This is a genomic window from Comamonas endophytica, assembly GCF_023634805.2.
Lineage (GTDB): Bacteria > Pseudomonadota > Gammaproteobacteria > Burkholderiales > Burkholderiaceae_C > Comamonas > Comamonas endophytica.
Map to the genome: position 1 here is coordinate 12239 of NZ_CP106881.1, position 21631 is coordinate 33869.

The window sequence follows — 21631 nt, forward strand, 5'->3', positions numbered from 1 at the left end:
CTACGCGGTTCTGAAGCACAGCCCGCTGAATTGAAAACACATTCACCCGAAAGCGAGATGTGCATTCAATGTATTCCGCAGTGCAATTGGCAGATGTGGGATATGAAGTTTTATGCCAGTCGGCTTTCACCTACACTCGCAACAAAGCATATAAATCAATTGTTTTTGATTATCAAATAGCAGAAACCGATAAATCAGGATAATAGAATCCCGTTGGATGGCCCTGTCGCTCCGGCAGTGCTCTGCTCAGGGACAGCCGCCCGCGGCGCTGCATCAGGCCGCGCCAGGCGAATGCGGCGCCGCGTGGCAAAGGCCCTGCGGCGGCTGGACGCTACTGGCGTTCCGGGCTGCCGCTTTGCAGGCGCAGGGCGGAGTCGGCCACCACGCCGCAGTGCCAGTCGTCTTCCTGCAGCACACCCATTTCACGCATGCGGGCGTCGAAAGCCTCGGCCGGCAAACCGGGCGAACACAGGAATCCCTGGAAGAACTGGCATTGCAGCGACTGCAGACAATCGCGCTGCGCGCTGGTCTCCACGCCCTCGGCGACGACCTCCGTGCCCAGCGCCTTGCCCATGCTGATGATCGCGCTGACGATGGCCCGGTCGCCCGGGTCCTGCGGCAGGCCGCGCACGAAGGACTGGTCGATCTTGATCTTGGCGATCGGCAGTTTCTTGAGATAGCCCAGGCTGGAATAACCGGTGCCGAAATCATCGATCACCAGCCCCACGCCCAGCTCGGCGATGGAGCGCACGCGTGCCGCCATCTCGTGGGCATCCTGCAGCAGGATGCTTTCCGTCAGCTCCAGCTCCAGCAGGTGCGCCTGCAGGCCGTGGCGCGACAGCAGCTGCTGCAGCCGCTCGACGAAGTCGGGCTGGCGGAACTCCAGCGCCGAGACATTGACCGACACCTTCAGCGGCCGCCCCCCAACGCTCCAGCGCACGGCTTCGCAAATCGATTGCTCGAGCACCCAGGCGCCCAGCGTCACGATGTAGCCCGACTCCTCCGCCATGGGGATGAACACGCCGGGCGAGACCATGCCGAATTCGGGATCGTTCCAGCGCAGCAGGGCCTCGGCCCCGACGATGCGGTTGCTGCCTATATGCACCTGCGGCTGGAAATAGACCGCCATGCGGCCGTGCTCCAGCGCCTGGCGCATCGCATGCTCGAGCTTCATGCGCGACAGCAGGCCGGAGTTCATCTGCGGCTGGTAGAAGCTGTAATGCCCGCGGCCGCGCTCCTTGACCCGGTACATCGCGGTATCGGCCTGCATGATGAGCTCGTCGAGCGTATGGCCGTGGTGGGGGTACTGGGACACGCCGATGCTGCACTGCACCGAGAAACCCAGCCCATCCAGCAGGAAGGGACGCAGCATCTCGCGCAGGATGCGCTGCGCCACGCTGGCCGCCAGGGTTTCGTCGCAGCCCTCGAGGTAGAGCACGAATTCGTCGCCGCCCAGTCGGCAGAGCATGTCGGCCGCGCGCAGGCAGCCCTGCAGCCGCTCGGCCACCAGCTTCAGCACGCGGTCGCCAAACTGGTGGCCCAGCGAATCGTTGATGATCTTGAAACGGTCGAGGTCGATGAACAGGATCGCGAACACCTCATGGCCGTCCGCCGCGCGCGCCAGCGCCCGCTCCACATGGGCGGACAGGCACAGGCGGTTGGGCAGGCCCGTGAGGGCGTCGCTGAAGGCCAGCTCCTCGATGCGCTGCTGCGCCTGGCGCTGCTGCGTCAGGTCGCGCATGAAGCCAATGGTCTGGAAGACCATGTCCTGCGCATCGCGCAGCGCCACCCACGACAGCCGTACGGCGCAGCGCTGCTGCCCGCCCTGCTCGAGCCACAGGTTGCCCTGCCAGAAGCCGCCGCCGCGCCATTCCTGCGCTGCGGCCGCATACCAGTCGGCCGGAGCGCTGCTGCCGAACAGCTCCCGCACATCGCGCCCCGCCCAGTCGCCCTCGCCCATCAGCCGCAGGCAGGCGGGATTGGCGCGCACCAGCCGGTGCGCGGCATCGGCAATGAAGATGGCATCCAGGCTGCAGTCGAACACCCGCGCCGCCAGTTTCAGGCCGGCCTGCACCTCCACCTCGTGCGTGATGTCGCGAAAGCTGTGGATGCGGCCGATGGGCGCGCCGCGCTTGAGCTGGGGCACGGAGCGCCGCTCGATGATGTGCCCGCTCTCGAGCTCCAGCACGTCGGTGCTCTCGAGCAGCGGCTGGCGCTGAAGCTGCTCGAGCCGCAGCAGGTAGGCCTGGCGGTCACGCACCTTGGCGGCCATGTACTCGAGAATGCCGGCATCGTTGCGCTGGACCAGCATGTGCTGCGGCAGCCCCAGATGGCGGCCAGGCGATGGTTGAATGCGCGGATGCCGCCATCCTGGCTGCACACCAGCATGCCGTCGGCCGTGGAGTCGAGCGTGGCGCGCAGGTCCGACAGCAGGCCCTCGAGTTCCTGCTCGGTGTGCGCCTGCTCGCTGCGGTCCAGCATGCTCAGCATGATCCAGCCGTTCTCGCCACCCAGGGGGCAGTCGATGCGTTCGACGCGCTGCTCCACCGGACGCAGCGTGCCGTCGCGGCACTGCACCTGCGTCAGCGTCTGCGAGCCATTGCGCCACTGGCTGGCGTCTTCCCAGAGGCACAGGTCCTGCGGCGTGGCGGCCAGCGCCTGCACCGGCATGCCCTGCATGTCCTCGCGGTCATAGGCCGTCAGCCGCTGCGCTGCACGGTTGGCAAAGCGGATGCACAGCGTGTCCTCATCGATCAGCCACACCGCCTCGAGCAGCGCATCGAGCGTCTGGTGCCAGAGGGCTTGCAATGGCTGGTTCATGGCTGGCAAGGCTCCACCGCACGTTCGAAGAAATAGCAGATGTGCTGGCGCGGCGAGAGATAGCTCAGCGCCTCGCGCGGCAATTGGTCCAGGCGCAGGCTGCGCCGGATGCTGATGTCCGGGCATTGCTCCAGATTCAGCGGCTTTGCCTGCGCCAGCGGCACGCTGGCGTCGTACACCAGCAGCTCGGGCTTGAGCGGGCGCGAACTGTTGACCGAAACCACCATCGCGTAGCGCCCGTCCGCAAGCTGCACCACCGAGCCTGGCGGGTACACGCCCATCATGCGGATGAATACCCGCAGCATCGCCGGATCGAAGCGTTCGCGGAACTGGGCATAGAGCTGCGACAGCGCCTCGTGCGGCGTCAGCCCGCCCCGCGCGAATTCCGGATTGCAAAGCCGATCGTAGGCATTGACCAGGCACAGCACCTTGCCGGTCGTGCTCAGGTCCTCGTCGATCAGGTGCAGCGGAAAACCGCTGCCGTCGGCAAATTCGTGGTGCTGGGCAATGGCCGTGAGCACATCGCTGGACACACCCATGCCCAGCGCCAGCGCCACCGAATCCCCGACGTGGCGCTCGTATTGTTCGCGCGTGAGCGGCGCGGTGCCGGGAGTGCTGTCCTTGCCGATGTCATGCAGCAAGGCCGCCGTGCCCAGTTCGTGCAGCTGCGCCGGCTCCATGCCCAGGGCCCGGCCCAGCAGCAGGCACAGCGCCGTGACATTGATCGGATGTTCGGCCTGGCGGTTGCCGGAGCCTTCGGACAGCAGGCGGATCACCAGGTCGCCCGCGGGCAGCACGTCGTGCAGATAGCTCTGGACCATGCTGTCGCACAGCTCCAGCGCCTGTGCCGGCTCCGTGCCGGCGCTGGCGAAGACCCGCAGGTAATCGCGCGCGGCGCCGCGAAAGCGCTCATTGCAGCGCTGCCACAGCGCAGGCTGCGCAGCCGGTGCGGGATCGGCAGCCGCGGGAGCCTCGCCTGCGGATGCGGCCTCGGCGCGCTGCGCGTCCTGCGCTGCAGCGGCAGGCGCCGTGTCCTCGGCAGGCACGATATCGCTTCGATCGGGAAAATAACGGATGGCCTCGAGCCCCAGCGCCTGCAGGGTCCGGAGCTGGCTATCGGAAACAATACGGAAGCTGTTGACGGGAAAGGGATGGCGCATCCAGCCGACTTCCAGCTGGATGTACATGCCTAGCCGCAAAGCTTGCGGATTGATCAGGACAGAAGAATTCACACTTGAAAGCGATACCGTACAAAAGGTTGCACAACTGTCCAATTGTTTCGGCAATTATGACCACTTCTTTAGCGCCAACGTGCATCTGGTTACCGGTGCCGATGTTTTGCCAATACGGATGCAAATGATGCAACAAAAAAGCCGCGCCTCGACGCGTTTCGACGCAACCAATGCATCAAGCCGGCGGCGCCTGGCACGCCGCGGGTCCTTGCGCGCGTCGGAGGGCGCAAAGGGTGCGCATGGGCGGCCTATATCTCCACCCATCGAAGTGTTTTCCGTGCGCCCTGCTGTTCATCAATCGCCCAAACGCAGATAAGCTTTGTCTGCGATCCAGCCACGTTTCTTTCAAGGAGGCCCTATGTACCAACGCATTCTCATTGCCACCGATGGCTCGCCGCTGTCCGAACAGGCGGTGGAAAGCGGGCTCTCGCTGGCGGCGCTGTGCAAGGCCAGCGTCGTCGTCGTCAAGGTGGTGCCGCTGTATACGCGCAGTTTCCTTGAGGGCGGCGACTACACCAGCCTCGAGGACGTGAAGCGCATCGAGGACCAGTGGGTGCACAGCGCGCAACAGTCGCTCAACGACATCCAGGCCACGGGCGAGGCCCGCGGCGTGGTGGTGACGACCAGCGTGATGAAATCCGACCTGGTAGCCGAGACGCTGATCGACGTGGCCAAGGAGCACGCCTGCGACCTGATCGTCATGGCCTCGCACGGCCGCAAGGGCCTCAAGCGCCTGCTGCTGGGCAGCGAGACCCAGCATGTACTGACGCATTCGACGGTTCCCGTGCTGGTCCTGCGCTGAACGCAGCGATCAGGCGCCGAACAGCTCCTGGTACTGCGCGCGCAGCAGATTCTTCTGCACCTTGCCCATGGTGTTGCGCGGCAGCTCCGGCACGACGAAGCAGCGCTTGGGAATCTTGAAGTTCGCCAACTGCCCCTTGAGCGCATCGAGCAGCGCCTGGGGCTGCACTTCGGCGCCGGACTTGGGCACCACCACCGCCACCCCGACCTCGCCGAAGTCCGGATGCGGCACACCGACCAGCGCGCTTTCGGCCACGCCGGCCATTTCGTTGATGAAGCTCTCGACTTCGGCGGGATAGACGTTGTAGCCACCGGAGATGATCAGGTCCTTGCTGCGCCCGACGATGCTCAGATAGCCCAGCGCATCGAAGCGGCCCACGTCGCCGGTCTTGAACCAGCCATCGGCGGTGAATTCCTCGGCGGTCTTCTCGGGCATGCGCCAGTAGCCGCTGAAGACATTGGGCCCGCGCACCTGGATATTGCCGATCTCATCGACGGCTGCGGCCTGCCCCGCATCGGTGAGCACGCGTACCTGCACGCCCGGCAGCGCGAAGCCCACGGTGCCGGGACGGCGCTCGCCCGCCTCGGCGGCGCAGGGGTTGGAAGTCAGCATGATGGTCTCGCTCATGCCGTAGCGCTCGAGAATGGTGTGGCCGGTGCGCTGCTGCCAGGCCTGGTGGGTTTCGGGCAGCATCGGCGCCGAACCCGAGATGAACAGCCGCATGTGCTGCGTGGCTTCGCGCGTCAGGCGCGCGTCGGCCAGCATGCGCACATAGAGCGTGGGCACGCCCATGAACACGGTGGCGTCGCGCATGCGCGCGATCACCGCCGCGGGATCGAACTTCGCGAACCAGATCATCTTGCTGCCGTTGAGCAGCGCGCCATGGATGGCGACGAACAGCCCATGCACGTGGAAGATCGGCAGCGCGTGGATCAGCACGTCGCCCGGGCGCCAGCCCCAGTAGTCCTTGAGCACCTGCGCGTTGCTCAGCAGGTTGCCGTGCGAGAGCATCGCGCCCTTGCTGCGGCCCGTGGTGCCGCTGGTGTAGAGGATGGCGGCGAGGTCATCGGCCGTGCTGGCCGCGGGCGCGTGCGCATCGCTGTGGTGCGCGGCGCGCTCGAGCAGGCTGCCGCTGGTGTCCTCGCCCAGCGTGAACACCGCGTGCGTTCCGGCCTTGAAGGCGATCTTCGAGACCCAGCCGAAGTTGGCTGGCGCGCAGACCACCACCGCAGGCTCGGCATTGGCGATGAAATACTCGATCTCTGCGCTCTGGTAGGCGGTGTTGAGCGGCAGGAACACATGGCCGGCGCGCAGCGTCGCGAGGTACAGCAGCAGTGCCTCGACCGACTTCTCGACCTGCACCGCGATGCGGCTGCGCGGCGGCAGCTGCAGCGAATCGAGCAGATTGGCGATGCGCGCGCTGGCCTGCTCGAGATCGCGCCAGCTGTAGTGGCGGCTTTGGCCATCGGCAGCGATGGCTTCGATGGCCGTGGCATCGAGGTCCGCGGGAAACGCGGCACGCAAGGCGGTGAACAGATTGTCGTCGGAAGGCATGGGAATCCAAGTTTGCTGAAGTTTCAAAAGACCGGGGCGCGCTTGGCCAGGAAGGCGGCAATGCCCTCGCGGTGCTCGGCCCCATCGGCATAGGCATAGATATCTTCGCCGGGCAGGCCGTGCCGGCCCTGCCCGGCGAGCTGCTGCGCCGCGGCCAGGGCGCGGCCAGCAGCGCGCGCAGGATCTGCTTGTTGCGCCGCGCGGCTTGCGGCGCCAGCGCCGCGATGCGCCGGGCGCTGGAGTGCGCGGCGAATGGCAGCTCGGCATCTTCGACCACGGTGCCGACGAAGCCGCGCTGCGCCATCTCGGCGGCGCTGAAGGTGGCGGCTTCCAGCAGCATCTGCCGTGCCGTGAGCGCACCTGCCGCGGTGGCCACCAGCGCCGCTTCGCGCGGCGCCATGGGAAAACCCAGGCGGGCGATGGGCGCCCCGAAGCGCGCGGATTGCGCGGCCAGACGCAGATCGGCGCAGGCCGCGATCTCCACGCCCGCGCCCATGCAGGCGCCGGCAATGGCTGCAACGATCGGCACCTCGCAGTCCAGCATGGCCGACAGGCCGCCCCATACCGCGTTCTCGTGGAAATCGCGCAGTGCCGCAGGGTCGAAGCGGAAGGCCGGATATTCGGAGATATCGCCGCCGGCGCAGAAGGCGGCCTCGCCGGATTCGGCGCTGCCTTCGATCAATATGCAGCGCAATTGCTGGTCACCCTGGAAAGACGCGAAGGCTGCGCGCAGCTGATGCCACATTTGCACGGACATGGCGTTGCGCTTGCCGGGGTGGTGCAGCTGCACGCGGACGATGCCGAAGGGATCGGGGGGGAGGATTTTTATTTCACCGGTCATCTATTGGAGGAACTTGGCATACGTTCTCTTTACTGTAGGGAAGGACGTTCATCCTTCGACAGGCTCAGGACGAACGGCTCAAAGCGTTCGTGGTGAGCCTGTCGAACCAACGGGCCAAACCGTTCGTGGTGAGCCTGTCGAACCATGGAGGTCTCTTTCAATTGGACGTCTTTCGATCCTTCGACGGGGCCGACCAGGCAGGCCCAGGACGAACGGTTCTATACGTCTCTCGGGCAGCTCCTACTCCACCTTCGCCCCCGAAGCCTTCACCACCTGGGCCCAGCGCTTGATTTCACCCGTGACCATGGCCGCGAACTGCTCCTTGGTCAGCGCGCCGTACTCCGCGCCATTTTGCGCCCAGATGGCCTTGAGTTCGGGGTTCTGGCCCAGGCGGCGCAGTTCCTCGATCATCTGGCCTTGCTGCTCGGCCGGCGTGCCCTTGGGCGCCCACATGCCGTACCAGGTGGTCACGGTGTAGTCGGGCAGGCCGACTTCGGCAGCGCATGGCACATCGGGCAGAGAAGGGTTGCGCTTCGTGCCCGACACCATCAGCGCCTTGATGCGCCCGCCCTTGATATGCGCGGCGGAGGATCCCAGGCCGTCGAACATCATGTCGACATTGCCGGCGATCAGGTCCTGCAGCGCCGGGCCCGCGCCGCGGTAGGGAATGTGCGTGACGAAGGTGTTGCTCTGCAGCTTGAACAGCTCGCCCGCGAGATGGTGCGAGGTGCCCGCGCCGGCCGAGGCATAGTTGAAGCTGCCGGGCTTGCGCCGCAGCTCGGCAATCAACTCCTGGATGGTCTTGGCGGTGACGGTGCGCGGGTTGACGACGACCACCTGCGGCACGCTGGCGAGCAGCGCCAGCGGGATGAAATCGCGCTCGAGGTCATAGTCCAGGCGCGCGTAGACCGAGGGCGCAATCACATGGTGCGTGCCGCCCATGAAATAGTTGTAGCCATCGGCGGGCGCCTTGGCGGCGAAGCTCGCGCCCACGGTGCCGCCGGCGCCGCCGCGGTTGTCGATGACCAGCGTCTTGCCGGTGCTCCTGGCGAACTGCGCCGCCAGCGGGCGCGCAAAGGCATCGGTGCCGCCGCCCGCGGGAAAGGGCACGACGAGATTCACCGGCTTGGTCGGCCATGCCGGCGAGCCTGGGTTCTGCGCCCAGCTGTGGCCCGTCACTGCGACCATGGCCGCGGCGGCCGCGCGCAGTGCATCGCGGCGTTGCAAAGAGATATCCGCCATCGCTTGTGTCCCCTGGTGGTTGTTGTTCGGCGCGCTGCGACTTCAGCCCTTCATCAGCATCTCTATGTCGCGTGATACCGGTAGCCGGCCCTGCGCCAGCAGGCCGCGGTGCTTGTCGATCTTCTTGAGGTCGTAGAGGTAGTTCACCATCAGCCCGAAGGACTGCTTCTCGCCCTTGGCCGACGGATCGCCGCCCCAGTTCAGGCGCTCGACGCGCGCGCCGTTGCCCAGGTGGAAGCGCGCCACGGGGTCGAGCGGGCGTCCGTTGTGGCTTTCCTTGCCCAGGTAGTGCGCCGCGCACCACAGCAGCGCGCGGCGCACCGGCGACTGCTCGGGCAGCTGCGCGGCCTTCTCGGCGGCTTGCAGCAGCAGCGCGGCATCGAGCTGCGCCTGGGGCTCCACGCCAAGTGCCCGCGCCAATTCGCTGCGCGGCTTGTCGCCCATGCGCGCCAGCAGCGGGGTGCCGTGCTTGGCCAGCCAGCTGCGGAAGCCGGGTATCGGCGACAGCGTGGCGAAGGTGCGCAGGCGCGGGAACTCGGCGCTGAGCGTCTGCGCGACATGCTTGATCAGCGAGTCGCCAAAGCTCACGCCGCGCAGTCCCGCCTGGGTGTTGCTGATGGAATAGAAGATGGCGGTGGTGGCGCGGCTGATGTCGGCCGTGGCCGCGCTCTCGTCGAGCAGCGGCGTGATGCTGTCGGACAGGTCGTCGACCAATGCCACCTCGACGAAGATCAGCGGCTCGCCCGGCAGGCGCGGGTGGAAGAAGCCATAGCAGCGGCGGTCGCTGTCCAGCCGGTTCTTCAGATCGGCCCAGCTGCGGATGTCGTGCACCGCCTCGTACTGGATCAGCTTCTCGAGCAGCGATGCCGGAGAGTCCCAGCTCAGACGCTTGAGCTCCAGGAAGGCCACGTCGAACCAGGTGGAAAACAGATGCTCGAGCTCGGCATCGAGCGCCGCGAAACGCTGGTCGGCGCGCGGCAGCGCCAGCAGTTCGGCGCGCAGATCGAGCAGGAAGCGCATGCCCCCGCCGGCACGGCAAAGCGCTGCAGCAGCGCGCCGAAGCCAGCGCACGGCGCAGCGCGATCTCGGCCTGGCTGCGCTCGAGTGCGGACTCGGCCTGGTCGAAGTGCTGGCGCGCGCGCTGCAGGCGCTCGGCATCGGGGCCGAACTGCTCGCAGATCAGCAGCCACAGATCCTGGCGCGCCTCGGGCGAGGCCGCGGCATACCAGTCGATGACATCCTTGGCGCGGCGCCCGCCTTCGACTTCGCTGGCCTGCTCCGCGGAGGCCGCCAGCAGATCGTCCATCAGCCGGCGCAGCACGCGCGGCGCCAGCGCCTCGGTGCCACGGCGCAGCGAGGCCTTGAGGCGCTCGTGCGTCGAACGCGGCGCGGGGGGCGCCTGCGCGGCTGGCGCGGGTGCCAGTCGCGGGGTGCGCAGCCTGGACACGCCACGCGCAATCCATCCAGATGCCAGGTTCATGCAGCAGGTCCTCGGGTGACAGATGAGGCAGAGGATCGCATCCTCATGGCCCTCACGCCATTATGGGTTGCCCTGCCCCGGGCTGCCGGCTGTCGCCTGGGCGACGCTTCAGGCAGGACGTTGCGGTTGGGGCTGCGGCTGGCGCTGCGCCCACAGCCACAGCAGCACGCCAGCCGCCATCATCGGCAGGCACAGCCATTGGCCCATGCTCAGGCCCATCGACAGCAGGCCCAGGTAGTCATCGGGTTCGCGGAAATATTCGGCGATGAAGCGCAGCAGGCCGTAGCCAACCAGGAACGCCGCCGCCACCTGGCCTTGGCGGTGCTCCTTGCGCGCATATAGCCACAGCAGCGCGAACAGCAGCAGGCCTTCGAGCAGGAACTGGTAGATCTGCGAGGGATGGCGCGGCTGCATCGAGCCGCTGTGCGCGAACACCATGCCCCAGGGCAGGTCCGGGCTGGCAAAGCGCCCCCAGAGTTCGCCATTGATGAAATTGCCGATGCGCCCTGCCGCCAGGCCGGTGGGCACGCAGGGCGCGACGAAGTCGGCCACCTGCAGCCAGGGGCGGCGGCGCGAACGCGCAAACCAGGTCATCGCGCCCAGCACGCCCAGCAAGCCGCCGTGGAAAGACATGCCGCCCTGCCAGACCGCGAAGATCTCCAGCGGATGCGACAGGTAGTAGCCGGGCTTGTAGAACAGGCAGTAGCCCAGGCGCCCGCCGATCACCACGCCGACCACGCCCAGGAACAGGATGTCCTCCACGTCCTTGCGCGACCAGGCCTGCTCGCCCGTGAGCCGCGAGAACGGCGGATGCCGCAGGCGCCGGGTGCCCAGCCACAGGAACAGGCCGAAGGCGGCCAGATAGGTAAGGCCGTACCAGTGCACGGCAATGGGGCCGAGCTGCAGCGCGACGGGGTCGATTTGGGGGTAGATGAGCATGGCACTGATTGTGCCGTAGGCGGGCGGGGGGCTGTGAAAGTTGCGTGAACGGGGCACTGCCTGAGCCGTTCGTGGTGGGCCTACCTTTCACCGTTCATGGTGAGCCTGCTCCCTAACCGTGGCGAGCCTGTCGAACCATGGACGGCCTGTCCTCATGCCTGGAACGCGGGCCGTTCATCCTTCGACAGGCTCAGGACGAACGGCTTGTCGGCCCACGCGTCAACAAGCGCTTTGGAAAGCCCAGGGAGAACGGTTCCGGTTTGCGAGCTCAGTCCAGTAACGACAGATCCCGCACCGCCCCCTTGTCCGCCGACATCACCAGCTTGGCATACGCCTTGAGCGCGGCCGACACCTTGCGCGGGCGGGGCTTGGCGGGTTTCCAGCCCTTGGCGTTCTGCGCCTCGCGGCGGCGCGCGAGCTCCTCGTCGCTGACCAGCACGTTGATCGCGCGGTTCGGGATATCGATCAGGATGCGGTCGCCATCCTGCACCAGGCCGATGGCGCCGCCAGCCGCCGCTTCGGGCGAGCAGTGGCCGATCGACAGGCCCGAGGTGCCGCCCGAGAAGCGCCCGTCGGTCAGCAGCGCGCAGGCCTTGCCCAGGCCCTTGGACTTGATGTAGCTGGTCGGGTAGAGCATTTCCTGCATGCCCGGGCCGCCCTTCGGGCCCTCGTAGCGCACGATGACGATATCACCGGCCACAACCTTGTCGGCCAGGATGTTCTCCACCGCTTCGTCCTGCGATTCGGTCACATGGGCGCGGCCTTCGAACACCAGCAGCGAATCGTCGACGCCCGCGGTCTTCACCACGCAACCGTCCAGCGCGATGTTGCCCGTCAGCACGGCCAGGCCGCCTTCCTTGGAAAACGCATGGTCGTAGGAGCGGATGCAGCCCTCGGCGCGGTCGAGGTCCAGGCTGGGCCAGCGCGTGCTCTGGCTGAATGCCACCTGCGTGGGGATGCCGGCGGGGCCCGCCTTGTAGAAGGTCTGCACCGCCTCGCTGGGCGCGCGCGCGATGTCCCATTCGTCCAGCGCGTCCTTGAGCGAGGCGCCGTAGACCGTGGGCACGTCGGTGTGCAGGCGGCCGGCGCGGTCGAGCTCGCCCAGGATCGCCATGATGCCGCCGGCGCGGTGCACGTCCTCGATGTGGTACTTGTTGGTGTTGGGCGCGACCTTGCACAGCTGCGGCACGGTGCGCGACATGCGGTCGATGTCGGCCATGCCGAAGTCGATCTCGGCTTCCTGGGCAATGGCCAGCAGGTGCAGGATGGTGTTGGTCGAGCCGCCCATCGCGATGTCCAGCGTGATCGCGTTCTCGAAGGCCTTCTTGCCCACCGAGCGCGGCAGCGCGCGCTCGTCGTTGCCTTCGTAGTAGCGCTTGGCCAGCTCGACGATGGTGCGGCCGGCGCGCAGGAACAGCTGCTCGCGGTCGGAATGCGTGGCCAGCACGGTGCCGTTGCCCGGCAGGGACAGGCCCAGCGCCTCGGTCAGGCAGTTCATGGAATTGGCGGTGAACATGCCCGAGCAGGAGCCGCAGGTCGGGCAGGCCGAGCGTTCGACTTCGGCCACCTGCTCGTCGGTGTACTGGTCGTCGGCGGCCATCACCATGGCGTCCACCAGGTCCAGCTTCTTGAACTCGATCTTGTGCGTCGTCGGATTCGCCAGGCGCACCTTGCCGGCCTCCATCGGCCCGCCCGAAACGAAGATCACCGGGATGTTCAGGCGCATCGCGGCCATCAGCATGCCGGGCGTGATCTTGTCGCAGTTGGAAATGCACACCAGCGCATCGGCGCAGTGGGCGTTCACCATGTACTCCACGGAGTCCGCAATGATGTCGCGGCTGGGCAGCGAATACAGCATGCCGTCGTGGCCCATGGCGATGCCGTCATCGACGGCAATGGTGTTGAATTCCTTGGCCACGCCGCCCGCGGCCTCGATCTCGCGCGCGACCAGCTGGCCCAGGTCCTTCAGATGCACGTGGCCGGGCACGAACTGGGTGAAGGAATTGGCGATGGCGATGATCGGCTTGCTGAAATCTTCGTCCTTCATGCCGGTGGCACGCCACAGGGAGCGCGCAGCCATGTTGCGGCCGGCAGTGGAAGTCTTGGAACGGTATGCGGGCATGGTGATCTTGAAATGGTTGCGGGAAAGCACGTGGGACGACGCCAATTATGTCGCACCTGCCCTGCCGCCGCCCGCCGCGGGGTAGCGCGAGCGCGCGCGCTCAGCGCCGCTTGCGCGGACTCAGCACCTGCTTCTGCCGCTCGATGCGGCTTTGCCGGCGCGCCTCGTCGCGCTCGGCGGCGCGGCGCTTGGTCAGGCCCGTCGCGTCCGAGAAACTCCACCATGCCACCGTGATCCCGTAGGGCACCAGCAGCCACCACCACGACACCGCGGCCAGCGGCCCGACCTCCAGGAATCTCAACAAGGTCAGCACCAGCGCAATCAGCAACATCCACATACACAACTCCTTGCGGGAACTAAGTCCGCAGCGGCGCATCCAAGCGCATGCACCACTACAATTTCCTGCAGAACAAAGACACCCTGGAAAGTTTACGATGAAGCGCACCCTGATCACCCTGGCCCTGGCTCTCGGCGCGGCAGCCCCGGCCATGGCCGACCTGGCCTTGGCCAAGTCCAAGAACTGCATGGCCTGCCACGCCGTCGACAAGAAGCTCGTGGGCCCCTCCTTCAAGGATGTCGCGGCCAAGTATGCCAATCAAAAGGATGCGACCGACAAGCTGGCCGCCAAGATCGTCAAGGGCGGCGGCGGCGTCTGGGGCCCCGTGCCCATGCCCGCCAACGCGCAGGTGAACGATGCCGATGCCAAGAAGCTCGCTGCCTGGGTGATGCAGCAGAAGTGATCGCGCCTGTCTCCGCGCAGAAAAGCCGCCCTCGAGGCGGCTTTTTCATGGGCGCGAGCGCGTTGGCGCTCAGGGGAATTCGCGCGAAGGAGGCACGAACAGGCGGTCGTCCGGGCGACGGTCGCGCAGTTGCTGCTCGAGCTGGCCGATATACGCGGCATTGCTGTTCTCCAGCTCCTTGGCGCGCGCCTGGGCGCGGGCATCGATGGTGTCGAGGCGTTCGAGCACCGCGTTCTGGCCCTGCAGATGCTGGGCTTCGAGCACGGCGCGCAGCTCGGTGAAGCGCGAGGCCTCGGCCTTGTCGGCCAGCTCGCGCTGGGCCTGCATTTCCTTGTTGTGGCGGCGCGTTTCGAGCAGTACCGAAGTCTGCAGCGACAGCACATAGGCAATGAAGAAAATGGCCAGCAGCACCGTGAGGCCCAGCATGATCACGCCCAGCGGCGCCTGCACTGTGGTCACGCCCAGGTTGACGGCGGAATAGGCGGCCAGCGTCGGCCAGTTGAGCGCCGCCAGCGCGGCGATGGCCAGCACGATCAGGGCCAGGATGATGGTTCGGAAATGCATGCCTGTTCTTCTCCTCGGTCGGTGCGCGGCCCGGGGTGGGCCGCCTGCCCTGCATTTGTAACCCATGCAAAGCCCTGCCGAGTGGCCCTTTCCAGCAAGAGTGGCGCCGTCCTACATATCACCGTTGCACCGCATATCGAGCCTCACACCCTTGCAAAAACCCCAACCCATGAAAGTGGCGCGATCCAGCAGGGGGGCGCCGAGCAAGGGCCGCACCTAGGCGGCCCCCGCAGCGAAGGTGCCGTCCCTGGCCGCCCCCTCCACCGAAGGATGAGAGGGGGAAGCCGGGGCCCGCCTAGGGCGTGAGCGGCTCAGGGGGTGTCAATTTTTTTCGGCCAACTGCTCGAGAATCGCCGGGTTCTCCAGCGTGCTGGTGTCCTGCGTGATGGCCTCGCCCTTGGCCAGCGCGCGCAGCAGGCGGCGCATGATCTTGCCGCTGCGGGTCTTGGGCAGGTTGTCGCCGAAGCGTATTTCCTTGGGCTTGGCGATGGGGCCGATCTCCCTGGCCACCCAGTCGCGCAGCTCCTTGGCCAGCTGCTTTGCCTCCTCGCCCGTGGGCCGGCCGCGCTTGAGCACCACGAAGGCGCAGATCGCCTCGCCCGTCACGTCGTCGGGGCGGCCCACGACGGCGGCCTCGGCCACCAGGTCGGTCTTGGCCACCAGCGCCGATTCGATCTCCATCGTGCCCATGCGGTGGCCCGAGACGTTGAGCACGTCGTCGATGCGTCCGGTGATGCGGAAGTAGCTGCGGTCGCTGCTGCGCACCGCGCCGTCGCCGGCCAGGTAGTAGCCCTTGAGCTCCTCGGGGAAGTAGCTTTTCTTGAAGCGTTCGGGGTCGTTCCAGATGTTGCGGATCATGCTGGGCCAGGGCTTCTTGATGACCAGGATGCCGCCCGTGCCGTCGGCGATGTCGTTGCCCATCTCGTCGACGATGGCGGCGGTGATGCCCGGCAGCGGCAGCGTGCACGAGCCCGGCACCAGCGGCGTCGCGCCGGGCAGCGGCGTGATCACATGGCCGCCGGTCTCGGTCTGCCAGAAGGTGTCGACGATGGGGCAGCGCTCGCCGCCCACATGGCGGTGATACCACATCCAGGCTTCGGGGTTGATCGGCTCGCCGACGCTGCCCAGCAGGCGCAGGCTCGACAGGTCGCTGCGTCCGGGGTGCACCGCGGCGTCGGCCTCGGCGGCCTTGATCAGCGAACGGATGGCCGTGGGCGCGGTGTAGAAGATCGTGCAGCGGTGGCGCTCGATCATCTGCCAGAAGCGGCCCGCGTCCGGGTAGGTGGGCACGCCCTCGTACACGATCTGCGTCGCGCCCGCGGCCAGCGGGCCGTAGGCGACATAGGTGTGGCCCGTGATCCAGCCGATGTCTGCCGTGCACCAGAAGATGTCGTCGGCGCGCAGGTCGAAGGTCCACTCCATGCTCAGCTTGGCCCACAGCAGGTAGCCGCCGGTGCTGTGCTGCACGCCCTTGGGCTTGCCGGTCGAGCCGCTGGTGTAGAGGATGAACAACGGGTGCTCGGCGCCCACCGCGACCGGCGCGCATTCCGTGCTCTGGCCGGCCAGCGCCTCGTCGAAGCTGATGTCGCGCCCCGGCGTCATCGCGCAGGCCGTGGCGGTGCGTTCGTAGACCAGCACCCGGCGCACGCTCGGGCATTCGCCCGAGGCCAGCGCGTCGTCGACGATGGCCTTGAGCGGCAGCTCCTTGCCGCCGCGCAGCTGGTAGTTGGCGGTGATAACGACCACCGCGCCGGCATCGATGATGCGCTCCTGCACCGCCTTGGCCGAGAAGCCGCCGAACACCACGCTGTGCGTGGCGCCGATGCGCGCGCAGGCCTGCATCGCCACCACGCCCTCGACGGTCATCGGCATGTAGATCAGCACGCGGTCGCCCTTTTGCACGCCCTGGGCCTTGAGCGCGTTGGCGAAGCGGCCCACGCGCTCGAGCAGCTCGCGGTAGCTCAGGCGGGTCACCGTGCCGTCATCGGCCTCGAAGACGATCGCCGTCTTGTGCTCGACGGGCGTGCCCATGTGGCGGTCCAGGCAATTGGCGCTGGCGTTGAGTTCGCCATCGGCGAACCACTGGAAGAACGGGGCGTTGGAGCGGTCCAGCGTCTGGCTGAACGGCTTGTTCCAGTCGAGGTGCTCGCGCGCCAGCCGCGCCCAGAAGCCCTCGTAGTCGGCCTCGGCCTCGGCGCACAGCGCCTGGTAGGCGGGCATGCCGGAAATGCGCGCCGCCTGCGCAAAGGCCGGCGGCGGGGGAAAGACGCGGTTTTCAACCAGCACGGATTCAATCGCGGATGACGAGGCGCTCATGGTGTGTTGTGTCTCCTTGGCTAACTCGGACCATTGTGCCGCGACTGTCGCCTGCCCGTCTTACAGGTCACTGACTTGGGCCCCGGGCAATTGGCCCTCGGCGCCGCCGGAGCACCGGCCCCCCGCGCCGCCCTGCGCGGGCGCGCACCGATACAATCGCGCACCCCTTTCTTTGCCTTTCCACACGCCATGGACTCCCCACCCTCCCCCAAGCCCACGCCAGCGATGGGTGTGCTGCCCGCCTTCATCTTCGCCAGCCGCTGGCTGCAGGTGCCGCTGTACCTGGGCCTGATCATGGCGCAAGGCGTCTACGTCTGGCACTTCCTGCTCGAGCTGTGGCACCTGATCGAGGCCGCGTTCGGCAGCCAGGAAGCGCTGCAGGCGCTGGTCACGAGCATCGGCTACAAGCCCGACGCGCCGCTGACCGGCTTGAACGAGACCGTGATCATGCTGGTCGTGCTGGCGCTGATCGACGTGGTCATGATCTCCAACCTGCTGATCATGGTGATCATCGGCGGCTACGAGACCTTCGTCAGCCGGCTGAACATCGAGGGCCACCCCGACCAGCCCGAGTGGCTCAGCCATGTCGATGCCACGGTGCTCAAGGTCAAGCTCGGCCTGTCGATCATCGGCATCAGCTCGATCCACCTGCTCAAGACCTTCATCAACGCCGCCAACTACGACCCCAAGGTGCTGATGTGGCAGACGATGATCCATATCGCGTTCCTGCTGAGCGCACTGGCGATTGCCTTCACCGACCGCCTGCTGCGCAACAACCACCAACGCAGCCACTGAACGCCTGCCAGCCGCCCTGCAAAAACCCGCCCCGCGATCCGCGGCGCGGGTTTTTTACGCCGCGGCCCTTGCGCGAATCACGCACGCGTGATAGCACAGGTGAAAATAACCATTTATTGACACAAAAGCACTCAATTCATAGAATCACAGGCTTGTTTACAACCTGCCATGCAGGTAATCGATGCGTTTTTCAGCGTTTCGATCCACTTCAGGCGGTGTTGCCTTGGCAGCCCCGTCATCGGGCCGATCGTGGTCCTGATGCCCAGCCGGGTGGCTTCGCGCCACCGCTGGATCGCCGATGGCAAACAGGTTTTCACGCCCCACGCCCCGGCGTCTTGCCAGGCTCTTGCGGTCCCGACGGGTACCGTCCGGTCCGGCGCATGTGCCGCGCACATGCATCACGGCCCATGCCCGCGCCTATAGCGGGCACTGCATCAGGTGCTGCCTTCGGCCATGCACGCCAGCGCTTTATGCAAGGCGCTGGACTGTGTTCAATCCAATCGAGGGAGAGAGAAACAGTGGCCAAACAGATCACCATCGATCATGTCTTCAAGGTATTCGGCAATGCGCCGCAGGACGCGCTGGCGCTTGTCGAACAGGGCCTGAGCAAGGCGGAAATCCTGGCGCGCACCGGCCAGTCGATCGGCGTCTTCGACGCCGACTTCCAGATCGAAGCCGGCGAGATCTTCGTCATCATGGGCCTGTCGGGCTCGGGCAAGTCCACGCTGGTGCGCATGCTCAACCGCCTGATCGAGCCCACCGCCGGCCGCATCCTGGTCGACGGCACCGACATCGGCACGCTCAGCCCCAAGGAGCTGCGCGCTGCGCCGCAAGGACATCTCCATGGTGTTCCAGTCGTTTGCGCTGCTGCCACATGTGAGCGTACTCGACAACACCGCCTTCGGGCTGGAACTCGCCGGCGTGGACCGCGCCGAACGGCAGGCCGCAGCCCAGGCCGCGCTGGAGCAGGTGGGTCTGGACGGCTGGGGCGCGAGCTACCCCGACGAGCTGTCGGGCGGCATGCAGCAGCGCGTGGGCCTGGCGCGCGCGCTGGCCTCCGACCCCTCGATCCTGCTGATGGACGAAGCCTTCTCCGCGCTCGACCCGATCATCCGCACCGAGATGCAATCCGAGCTGCTGCGCCTGCAGCAGGTCAAGCGCCGCACCATCATCTTCATCTCGCACGACCTCGACGAGGCCATGCGCATCGGCGACCGCATCGCGATCATGAAGGACGGCCAGGTGATCCAGGTCGGCACGCCCGACGACATCCTGCGCAACCCGGCCAACGACTACGTGCGCCACTTCATCCGCGGCGTCGATGCGGCGGCGGTGTTCAAGGCCGGCGACATCGCGCGCCGCGCCCTCACTGTGGTCAACGAACGCGCCGACCGCGGTTGCCGCCCGGCGCTGCGCATGATCGAGGACTCGGACCGCGATTTCGCCTATGTGGTGAACCCGCGCCAGCAGTATCTCGGCACGGTCTCGGCCGAATCGCTACGCAAGGCGCTGGACGGCCATGTGGGCACGCTGGGCCTGCAGCATGCGTACCTCGACAACGTGTCCTCGATTGCCGTCGATGCACCGGTGGCCAACCTGTTCGGCCAGGTCGCGGCCGCGCCCTGCGCGCTGCCCGTGGTGCAGCCCGATGGCCGCTTCGCGGGCGTGGTCAGCAAGACCATGCTGCTCAAGTTCCTCGACCGCGACACGCCGCCGCTGCCGCCGGCAACGCCTTCTCAGACCACTCAACTCACCGGGAGCGCCGCATGAGCAGTACCGTCAACCATTCCTCCCCCATGCAGGTCGCCCAGGTCAGCACCGACGCCCTCGACTCCACGGTGATGGACATGTCCGCCATGCCGCTGACCGACCTGCCCTCCGGCAGCGCCGCCGACGTGCCCGATGTCGCCGTCGCCACCGATCCCTGGACGCTGGGCAACAGCGGCCAGCTCGACGCCGGCAACACCGACTGGCTCGACGGCCCGCGCCTGGTCAATGATGCGCTGAACGGCCAGGCCGACGCCCCGGCCACACTGGCGCAGATGCTCGACGTGCAGCACTGGATGGCCGACTCGGCCCAGGTGCAGGACAGCATCAACCAGGGCCTCGAATGGGTCGTCACGCATTTCCGCCCGTTTTTCCAGACCGTGCGCGCGCCCATCGATGCCACGTTGACGGGCGTCGAAGGCCTGCTCACCAGCGTGCCATCGATGGTCATGATCGCCCTGATGGTGCTGCTGGCCTGGCAGTTCGCGGGCCGCGCCATTGCCCTGGGCACGCTGGTCTCGCTGGCCATCGTCGCGCTGCTGGGCATCTGGCCCGAGGCGATGGTCACGCTGTCGCTGGTGCTGACCTCGCTGGCCTTCTGCATCCTGATCGGCCTGCCCGTGGGCATTGCGCTGGCATCCAGCGACCGCGCGCAGCGCTGGACGCGGCCCCTGCTCGATGCGATGCAGACCACCCCGGCTTTCGTCTACCTGGTGCCGGTGGTGATGCTGTTCGGCATCGGCAACGTGCCCGGCGTCATCGTGACCATCGTGTTCGCGCTGCCGCCGCTGATCCGCCTCACCAACCTGGGCATCCGCCAGGTGCGCCCGGATCTGATCGAGGCCAGCCGCGCCTATGGCGCATCGCCCCTGCAGATGCTGTGGAAGGTGCAGCTGCCGCTGGCCATGCCCTCCATCATGGCCGGCATCAACCAGGCGCTGATGCTGTCGCTGTCGATGGTGGTGATCGCCTCGATGATCGCCGTTGGCGGCCTGGGGCAGATGGTACTGCGCGGCATCGGCCGCCTCGACATGGGCCTGGCCACCGTCGGCGGCCTGGGCATCGTGCTGCTGGCCATTGCACTCGACCGCATCACCCAGGCCATGGGCAAGTCCCAGCGCGGCGGCGAGCGCTGGACCCAGCGCGGCCCGCTGGGCTGGCTGCTGCGGCTGCGCCCGGCGCGCCGTGCGCCGGCGGCTGCCGGCAGCCGCGCCAGCGCCCCGGCATCGGCCGCCCCCATGGGCGACGCCATCGGCGCCTGACCCGCTCCCGCGCGCCATGGCCTTGCGCCATGGCGGCCTGCCCGGACCGCCGCGTCCGGGCCACTCCCAGAACACAGGAAATCGCACATGTCCCATTTCCCCACCCGCCCGCGCCTGCGCACTGCGCTGCTGGCCACCTGCCTGGCCGGCTTCGGCTTGCTGGCCCAAGCCCAGGACTCGGGCGGCGCTGCGCTGCCCGGCAAGGGCGTCAAGGTCTTCCCGCTCAAGAGCTCCATCGCCGAGGAGAGCTTCCAGACCCAGCTGGTCGTCAAGGCGCTGCAAAAGCTCGGCTACGACGTGCAGCCGGTGCAGGAAGTCGAGTACCCCACGGCGCATCTGGCCATCGCCAACGGCGATGCGACCTTCATGGCCAACCACTGGATTCCGCTGCACGAAGGCTTCTACAAGAACGCCGGCGGCGACGCCAAGCTCACGCGCAAGGGCACCTTTGCCGACGGCGCCATCCAGGGCTACCTGATCGACAAGAAGACCGCCGAGCAGTACGGCATCACGCAGATCGGCCAGCTCAAGGATCCGAAGCTGGCCGCGCTGTTCGATGCCAACGGCGACGGCAAGGCCGACATGACCGGCTGCACCCCGGGCTGGGGCTGCGAGGCCGCCATCGAGCACCAGCTCGACGCCTTCCAGCTGCGCGGCACCATCACGCACCAGCAGGGCACCTACTCGGCGCTGATCGCAGACACCATCTCGCGCTACAAGTCGGGCAAGCCCGTCCTGTACTACACCTGGACGCCCTTCTGGGTCAGCGCCCAGCTCAAGCCCGGCAGCGACGTGATGTGGCTGGAGGTGCCCTTCAGCGCCACCCCGGGCGCCCAGGGCGGCGAGGACACGAAGCTGCCCAACGGCAAGAACTACGGCTTCCTGCCCAACAGCCAGCACATCCTGGCGAACAAGCAATGGGCGCTGCAGAACCCGGCGGCGGGCAAGCTGTTCGAGATCATGCAGCTGCCGATCGACGACATCAACGCCGAGAACAACCGCATGTTCGAAGGCGAGAACAAGCCGGGCGACATCGAGCGCCACGTGGCGGGGTGGATCGAGGCGCACCAGGACACCTTCGACGGCTGGATCGCGCAAGCCCAGGCGGCGGCGGCTGGCAAGTAACCTCGCGCCAGGCATAGCCTTCGCCGCCCC

14 protein-coding genes and 4 pseudogenes are annotated in these 21631 nt (G+C 67.0%); 7 read left to right on the plus strand and 11 right to left on the minus strand.

What is annotated here, in order from left to right; genetic code table 11:
- Positions 1 to 331 precede the first annotated feature (331 nt).
- Both M9799_RS00075 and M9799_RS00080 read right to left on the minus strand, forming a co-directional pair.
- Positions 332 to 2820: pseudogene (locus M9799_RS00075) on the minus strand (putative bifunctional diguanylate cyclase/phosphodiesterase).
- Positions 2817 to 4007 (minus strand): cyclic di-GMP phosphodiesterase, encoded by a 1191-nt coding sequence (locus tag M9799_RS00080; protein ID WP_231044423.1) that lies wholly within the window; start codon positions 4005 to 4007, stop codon positions 2817 to 2819. The pseudogene M9799_RS00075 and the gene M9799_RS00080 overlap by 4 nt, the downstream one beginning before the upstream one ends.
- Between M9799_RS00080 and M9799_RS00085 the strand changes: the two genes are divergently transcribed.
- Positions 4006 to 4368, plus strand: a complete 363-nt coding sequence (locus M9799_RS00085; protein ID WP_263725544.1) for a hypothetical protein — start codon at positions 4006 to 4008, stop codon at positions 4366 to 4368. The genes M9799_RS00080 and M9799_RS00085 overlap by 2 nt on opposite strands.
- Positions 4369 to 4410: 42 nt before the next feature.
- Positions 4411 to 4854, plus strand: coding sequence for a universal stress protein (locus tag M9799_RS00090; protein WP_231044422.1), 444 nt, complete (start codon positions 4411 to 4413; stop codon positions 4852 to 4854).
- Positions 4855 to 4863: 9 nt separating this feature from the next.
- Here M9799_RS00090 and M9799_RS00095 read toward each other — a convergent pair whose 3' ends face one another.
- The 7 genes and pseudogenes from M9799_RS00095 to M9799_RS00125 form a co-directional block, all read right to left on the minus strand.
- Positions 4864 to 6408 (minus strand): malonate--CoA ligase, encoded by a 1545-nt coding sequence (locus tag M9799_RS00095; RefSeq protein WP_231044421.1) that lies wholly within the window; start codon positions 6406 to 6408, stop codon positions 4864 to 4866.
- Between the two features lie 23 nt (positions 6409 to 6431).
- Positions 6432 to 7249, minus strand: a pseudogene (locus tag M9799_RS00100) (enoyl-CoA hydratase/isomerase family protein).
- Between the two features lie 240 nt (positions 7250 to 7489).
- Positions 7490 to 8491: a Bug family tripartite tricarboxylate transporter substrate binding protein gene (locus tag M9799_RS00105; protein WP_231044419.1), complete on the minus strand. Its 1002-nt coding sequence runs from the start codon at positions 8489 to 8491 to the stop codon at positions 7490 to 7492.
- A 42-nt stretch (positions 8492 to 8533) separates the two neighbouring features.
- Positions 8534 to 9971: pseudogene (locus M9799_RS00110) on the minus strand (malonyl-CoA decarboxylase).
- Between the two features lie 108 nt (positions 9972 to 10079).
- Positions 10080 to 10910, minus strand: coding sequence for a prolipoprotein diacylglyceryl transferase (gene lgt, locus M9799_RS00115; protein ID WP_231044417.1), 831 nt, complete (start codon positions 10908 to 10910; stop codon positions 10080 to 10082).
- A 268-nt stretch (positions 10911 to 11178) separates the two neighbouring features.
- Complete coding sequence (gene ilvD, locus M9799_RS00120) at positions 11179 to 13032, minus strand: dihydroxy-acid dehydratase (protein WP_263725545.1); 1854 nt, start codon at positions 13030 to 13032, stop codon at positions 11179 to 11181.
- A gap of 100 nt (positions 13033 to 13132) precedes the next feature.
- A complete protein-coding gene (locus M9799_RS00125) occupies positions 13133 to 13369 on the minus strand; it encodes a TIGR04438 family Trp-rich protein (RefSeq protein ID WP_231044415.1) in 237 nt (78 codons plus the stop codon).
- Between the two features lie 97 nt (positions 13370 to 13466).
- Between M9799_RS00125 and M9799_RS00130 the strand changes: the two genes are divergently transcribed.
- Positions 13467 to 13772 carry a c-type cytochrome gene (locus M9799_RS00130; RefSeq protein ID WP_231044414.1) on the plus strand — a complete coding sequence of 102 codons (306 nt, stop codon included), beginning with the start codon at positions 13467 to 13469 and terminating at the stop codon, positions 13770 to 13772.
- Positions 13773 to 13841: 69 nt separating this feature from the next.
- On the opposite strand, the gene M9799_RS00135 is transcribed toward M9799_RS00130, so the two are convergent.
- The gene (locus M9799_RS00135) at positions 13842 to 14336 is read right to left on the minus strand and encodes a LapA family protein (RefSeq protein WP_231044413.1); all 495 of its coding nucleotides are present in this window, start codon (positions 14334 to 14336) and stop codon (positions 13842 to 13844) included.
- 321 nt (positions 14337 to 14657) lie between these two features.
- Positions 14658 to 16652, minus strand: coding sequence for an acetate--CoA ligase (acs, locus tag M9799_RS00140; RefSeq protein ID WP_231044412.1), 1995 nt, complete (start codon positions 16650 to 16652; stop codon positions 14658 to 14660).
- Between the two features lie 189 nt (positions 16653 to 16841).
- Between acs and M9799_RS00145 the strand changes: the two genes are divergently transcribed.
- The 4 genes and pseudogenes from M9799_RS00145 to proX all read left to right on the plus strand — a co-directional run bounded on the left by M9799_RS00145 (position 16842) and on the right by proX (position 21601).
- Positions 16842 to 17447 carry a TIGR00645 family protein gene (locus M9799_RS00145; RefSeq protein WP_263725548.1) on the plus strand — a complete coding sequence of 202 codons (606 nt, stop codon included), beginning with the start codon at positions 16842 to 16844 and terminating at the stop codon, positions 17445 to 17447.
- Between the two features lie 518 nt (positions 17448 to 17965).
- A pseudogene (gene proV, locus M9799_RS00150) lies at positions 17966 to 19217 on the plus strand (glycine betaine/L-proline ABC transporter ATP-binding protein ProV).
- Positions 19214 to 20476: a glycine betaine/L-proline ABC transporter permease ProW gene (proW, locus tag M9799_RS00155; RefSeq protein WP_422689363.1), complete on the plus strand. Its 1263-nt coding sequence runs from the start codon at positions 19214 to 19216 to the stop codon at positions 20474 to 20476. Before proV ends, proW begins: the two are co-directional and overlap by 4 nt.
- An 87-nt stretch (positions 20477 to 20563) precedes the next feature.
- Entirely contained in the window at positions 20564 to 21601 is a 1038-nt protein-coding gene (gene proX, locus M9799_RS00160) for a glycine betaine/L-proline ABC transporter substrate-binding protein ProX (RefSeq protein WP_231044409.1), read from the plus strand.
- Positions 21602 to 21631 lie beyond the last annotated feature (30 nt).

Bases quoted from the DNA above. Each gene is read 5' to 3' on its own strand.
- M9799_RS00080 (WP_231044423.1), bottom strand. From the start codon at position 4,007: ATGTACATCCAGCTGGAAGTCGGCTGGATGCGCCATCCCTTTCCCGTC.
- M9799_RS00135 (WP_231044413.1), bottom strand. From the start codon at position 14,336: ATGCATTTCCGAACCATCATCCTGGCCCTGATCGTGCTGGCCATCGCC.
- M9799_RS00125 (WP_231044415.1), bottom strand. From the start codon at position 13,369: ATGTGGATGTTGCTGATTGCGCTGGTGCTGACCTTGTTGAGATTCCTG.
- ilvD (WP_263725545.1), bottom strand. From the start codon at position 13,032: ATGCCCGCATACCGTTCCAAGACTTCCACTGCCGGCCGCAACATGGCT.
- M9799_RS00085 (WP_263725544.1), top strand. From the start codon at position 4,006: ATGCCTAGCCGCAAAGCTTGCGGATTGATCAGGACAGAAGAATTCACA.
- proW (WP_422689363.1), top strand. From the start codon at position 19,214: ATGAGCAGTACCGTCAACCATTCCTCCCCCATGCAGGTCGCCCAGGTC.
- M9799_RS00145 (WP_263725548.1), top strand. From the start codon at position 16,842: ATGGACTCCCCACCCTCCCCCAAGCCCACGCCAGCGATGGGTGTGCTG.
- lgt (WP_231044417.1), bottom strand. From the start codon at position 10,910: ATGCTCATCTACCCCCAAATCGACCCCGTCGCGCTGCAGCTCGGCCCC.
- acs (WP_231044412.1), bottom strand. From the start codon at position 16,652: ATGAGCGCCTCGTCATCCGCGATTGAATCCGTGCTGGTTGAAAACCGC.
- proX (WP_231044409.1), top strand. From the start codon at position 20,564: ATGTCCCATTTCCCCACCCGCCCGCGCCTGCGCACTGCGCTGCTGGCC.
- M9799_RS00105 (WP_231044419.1), bottom strand. From the start codon at position 8,491: ATGGCGGATATCTCTTTGCAACGCCGCGATGCACTGCGCGCGGCCGCC.
- M9799_RS00090 (WP_231044422.1), top strand. From the start codon at position 4,411: ATGTACCAACGCATTCTCATTGCCACCGATGGCTCGCCGCTGTCCGAA.
- M9799_RS00130 (WP_231044414.1), top strand. From the start codon at position 13,467: ATGAAGCGCACCCTGATCACCCTGGCCCTGGCTCTCGGCGCGGCAGCC.
- M9799_RS00095 (WP_231044421.1), bottom strand. From the start codon at position 6,408: ATGCCTTCCGACGACAATCTGTTCACCGCCTTGCGTGCCGCGTTTCCC.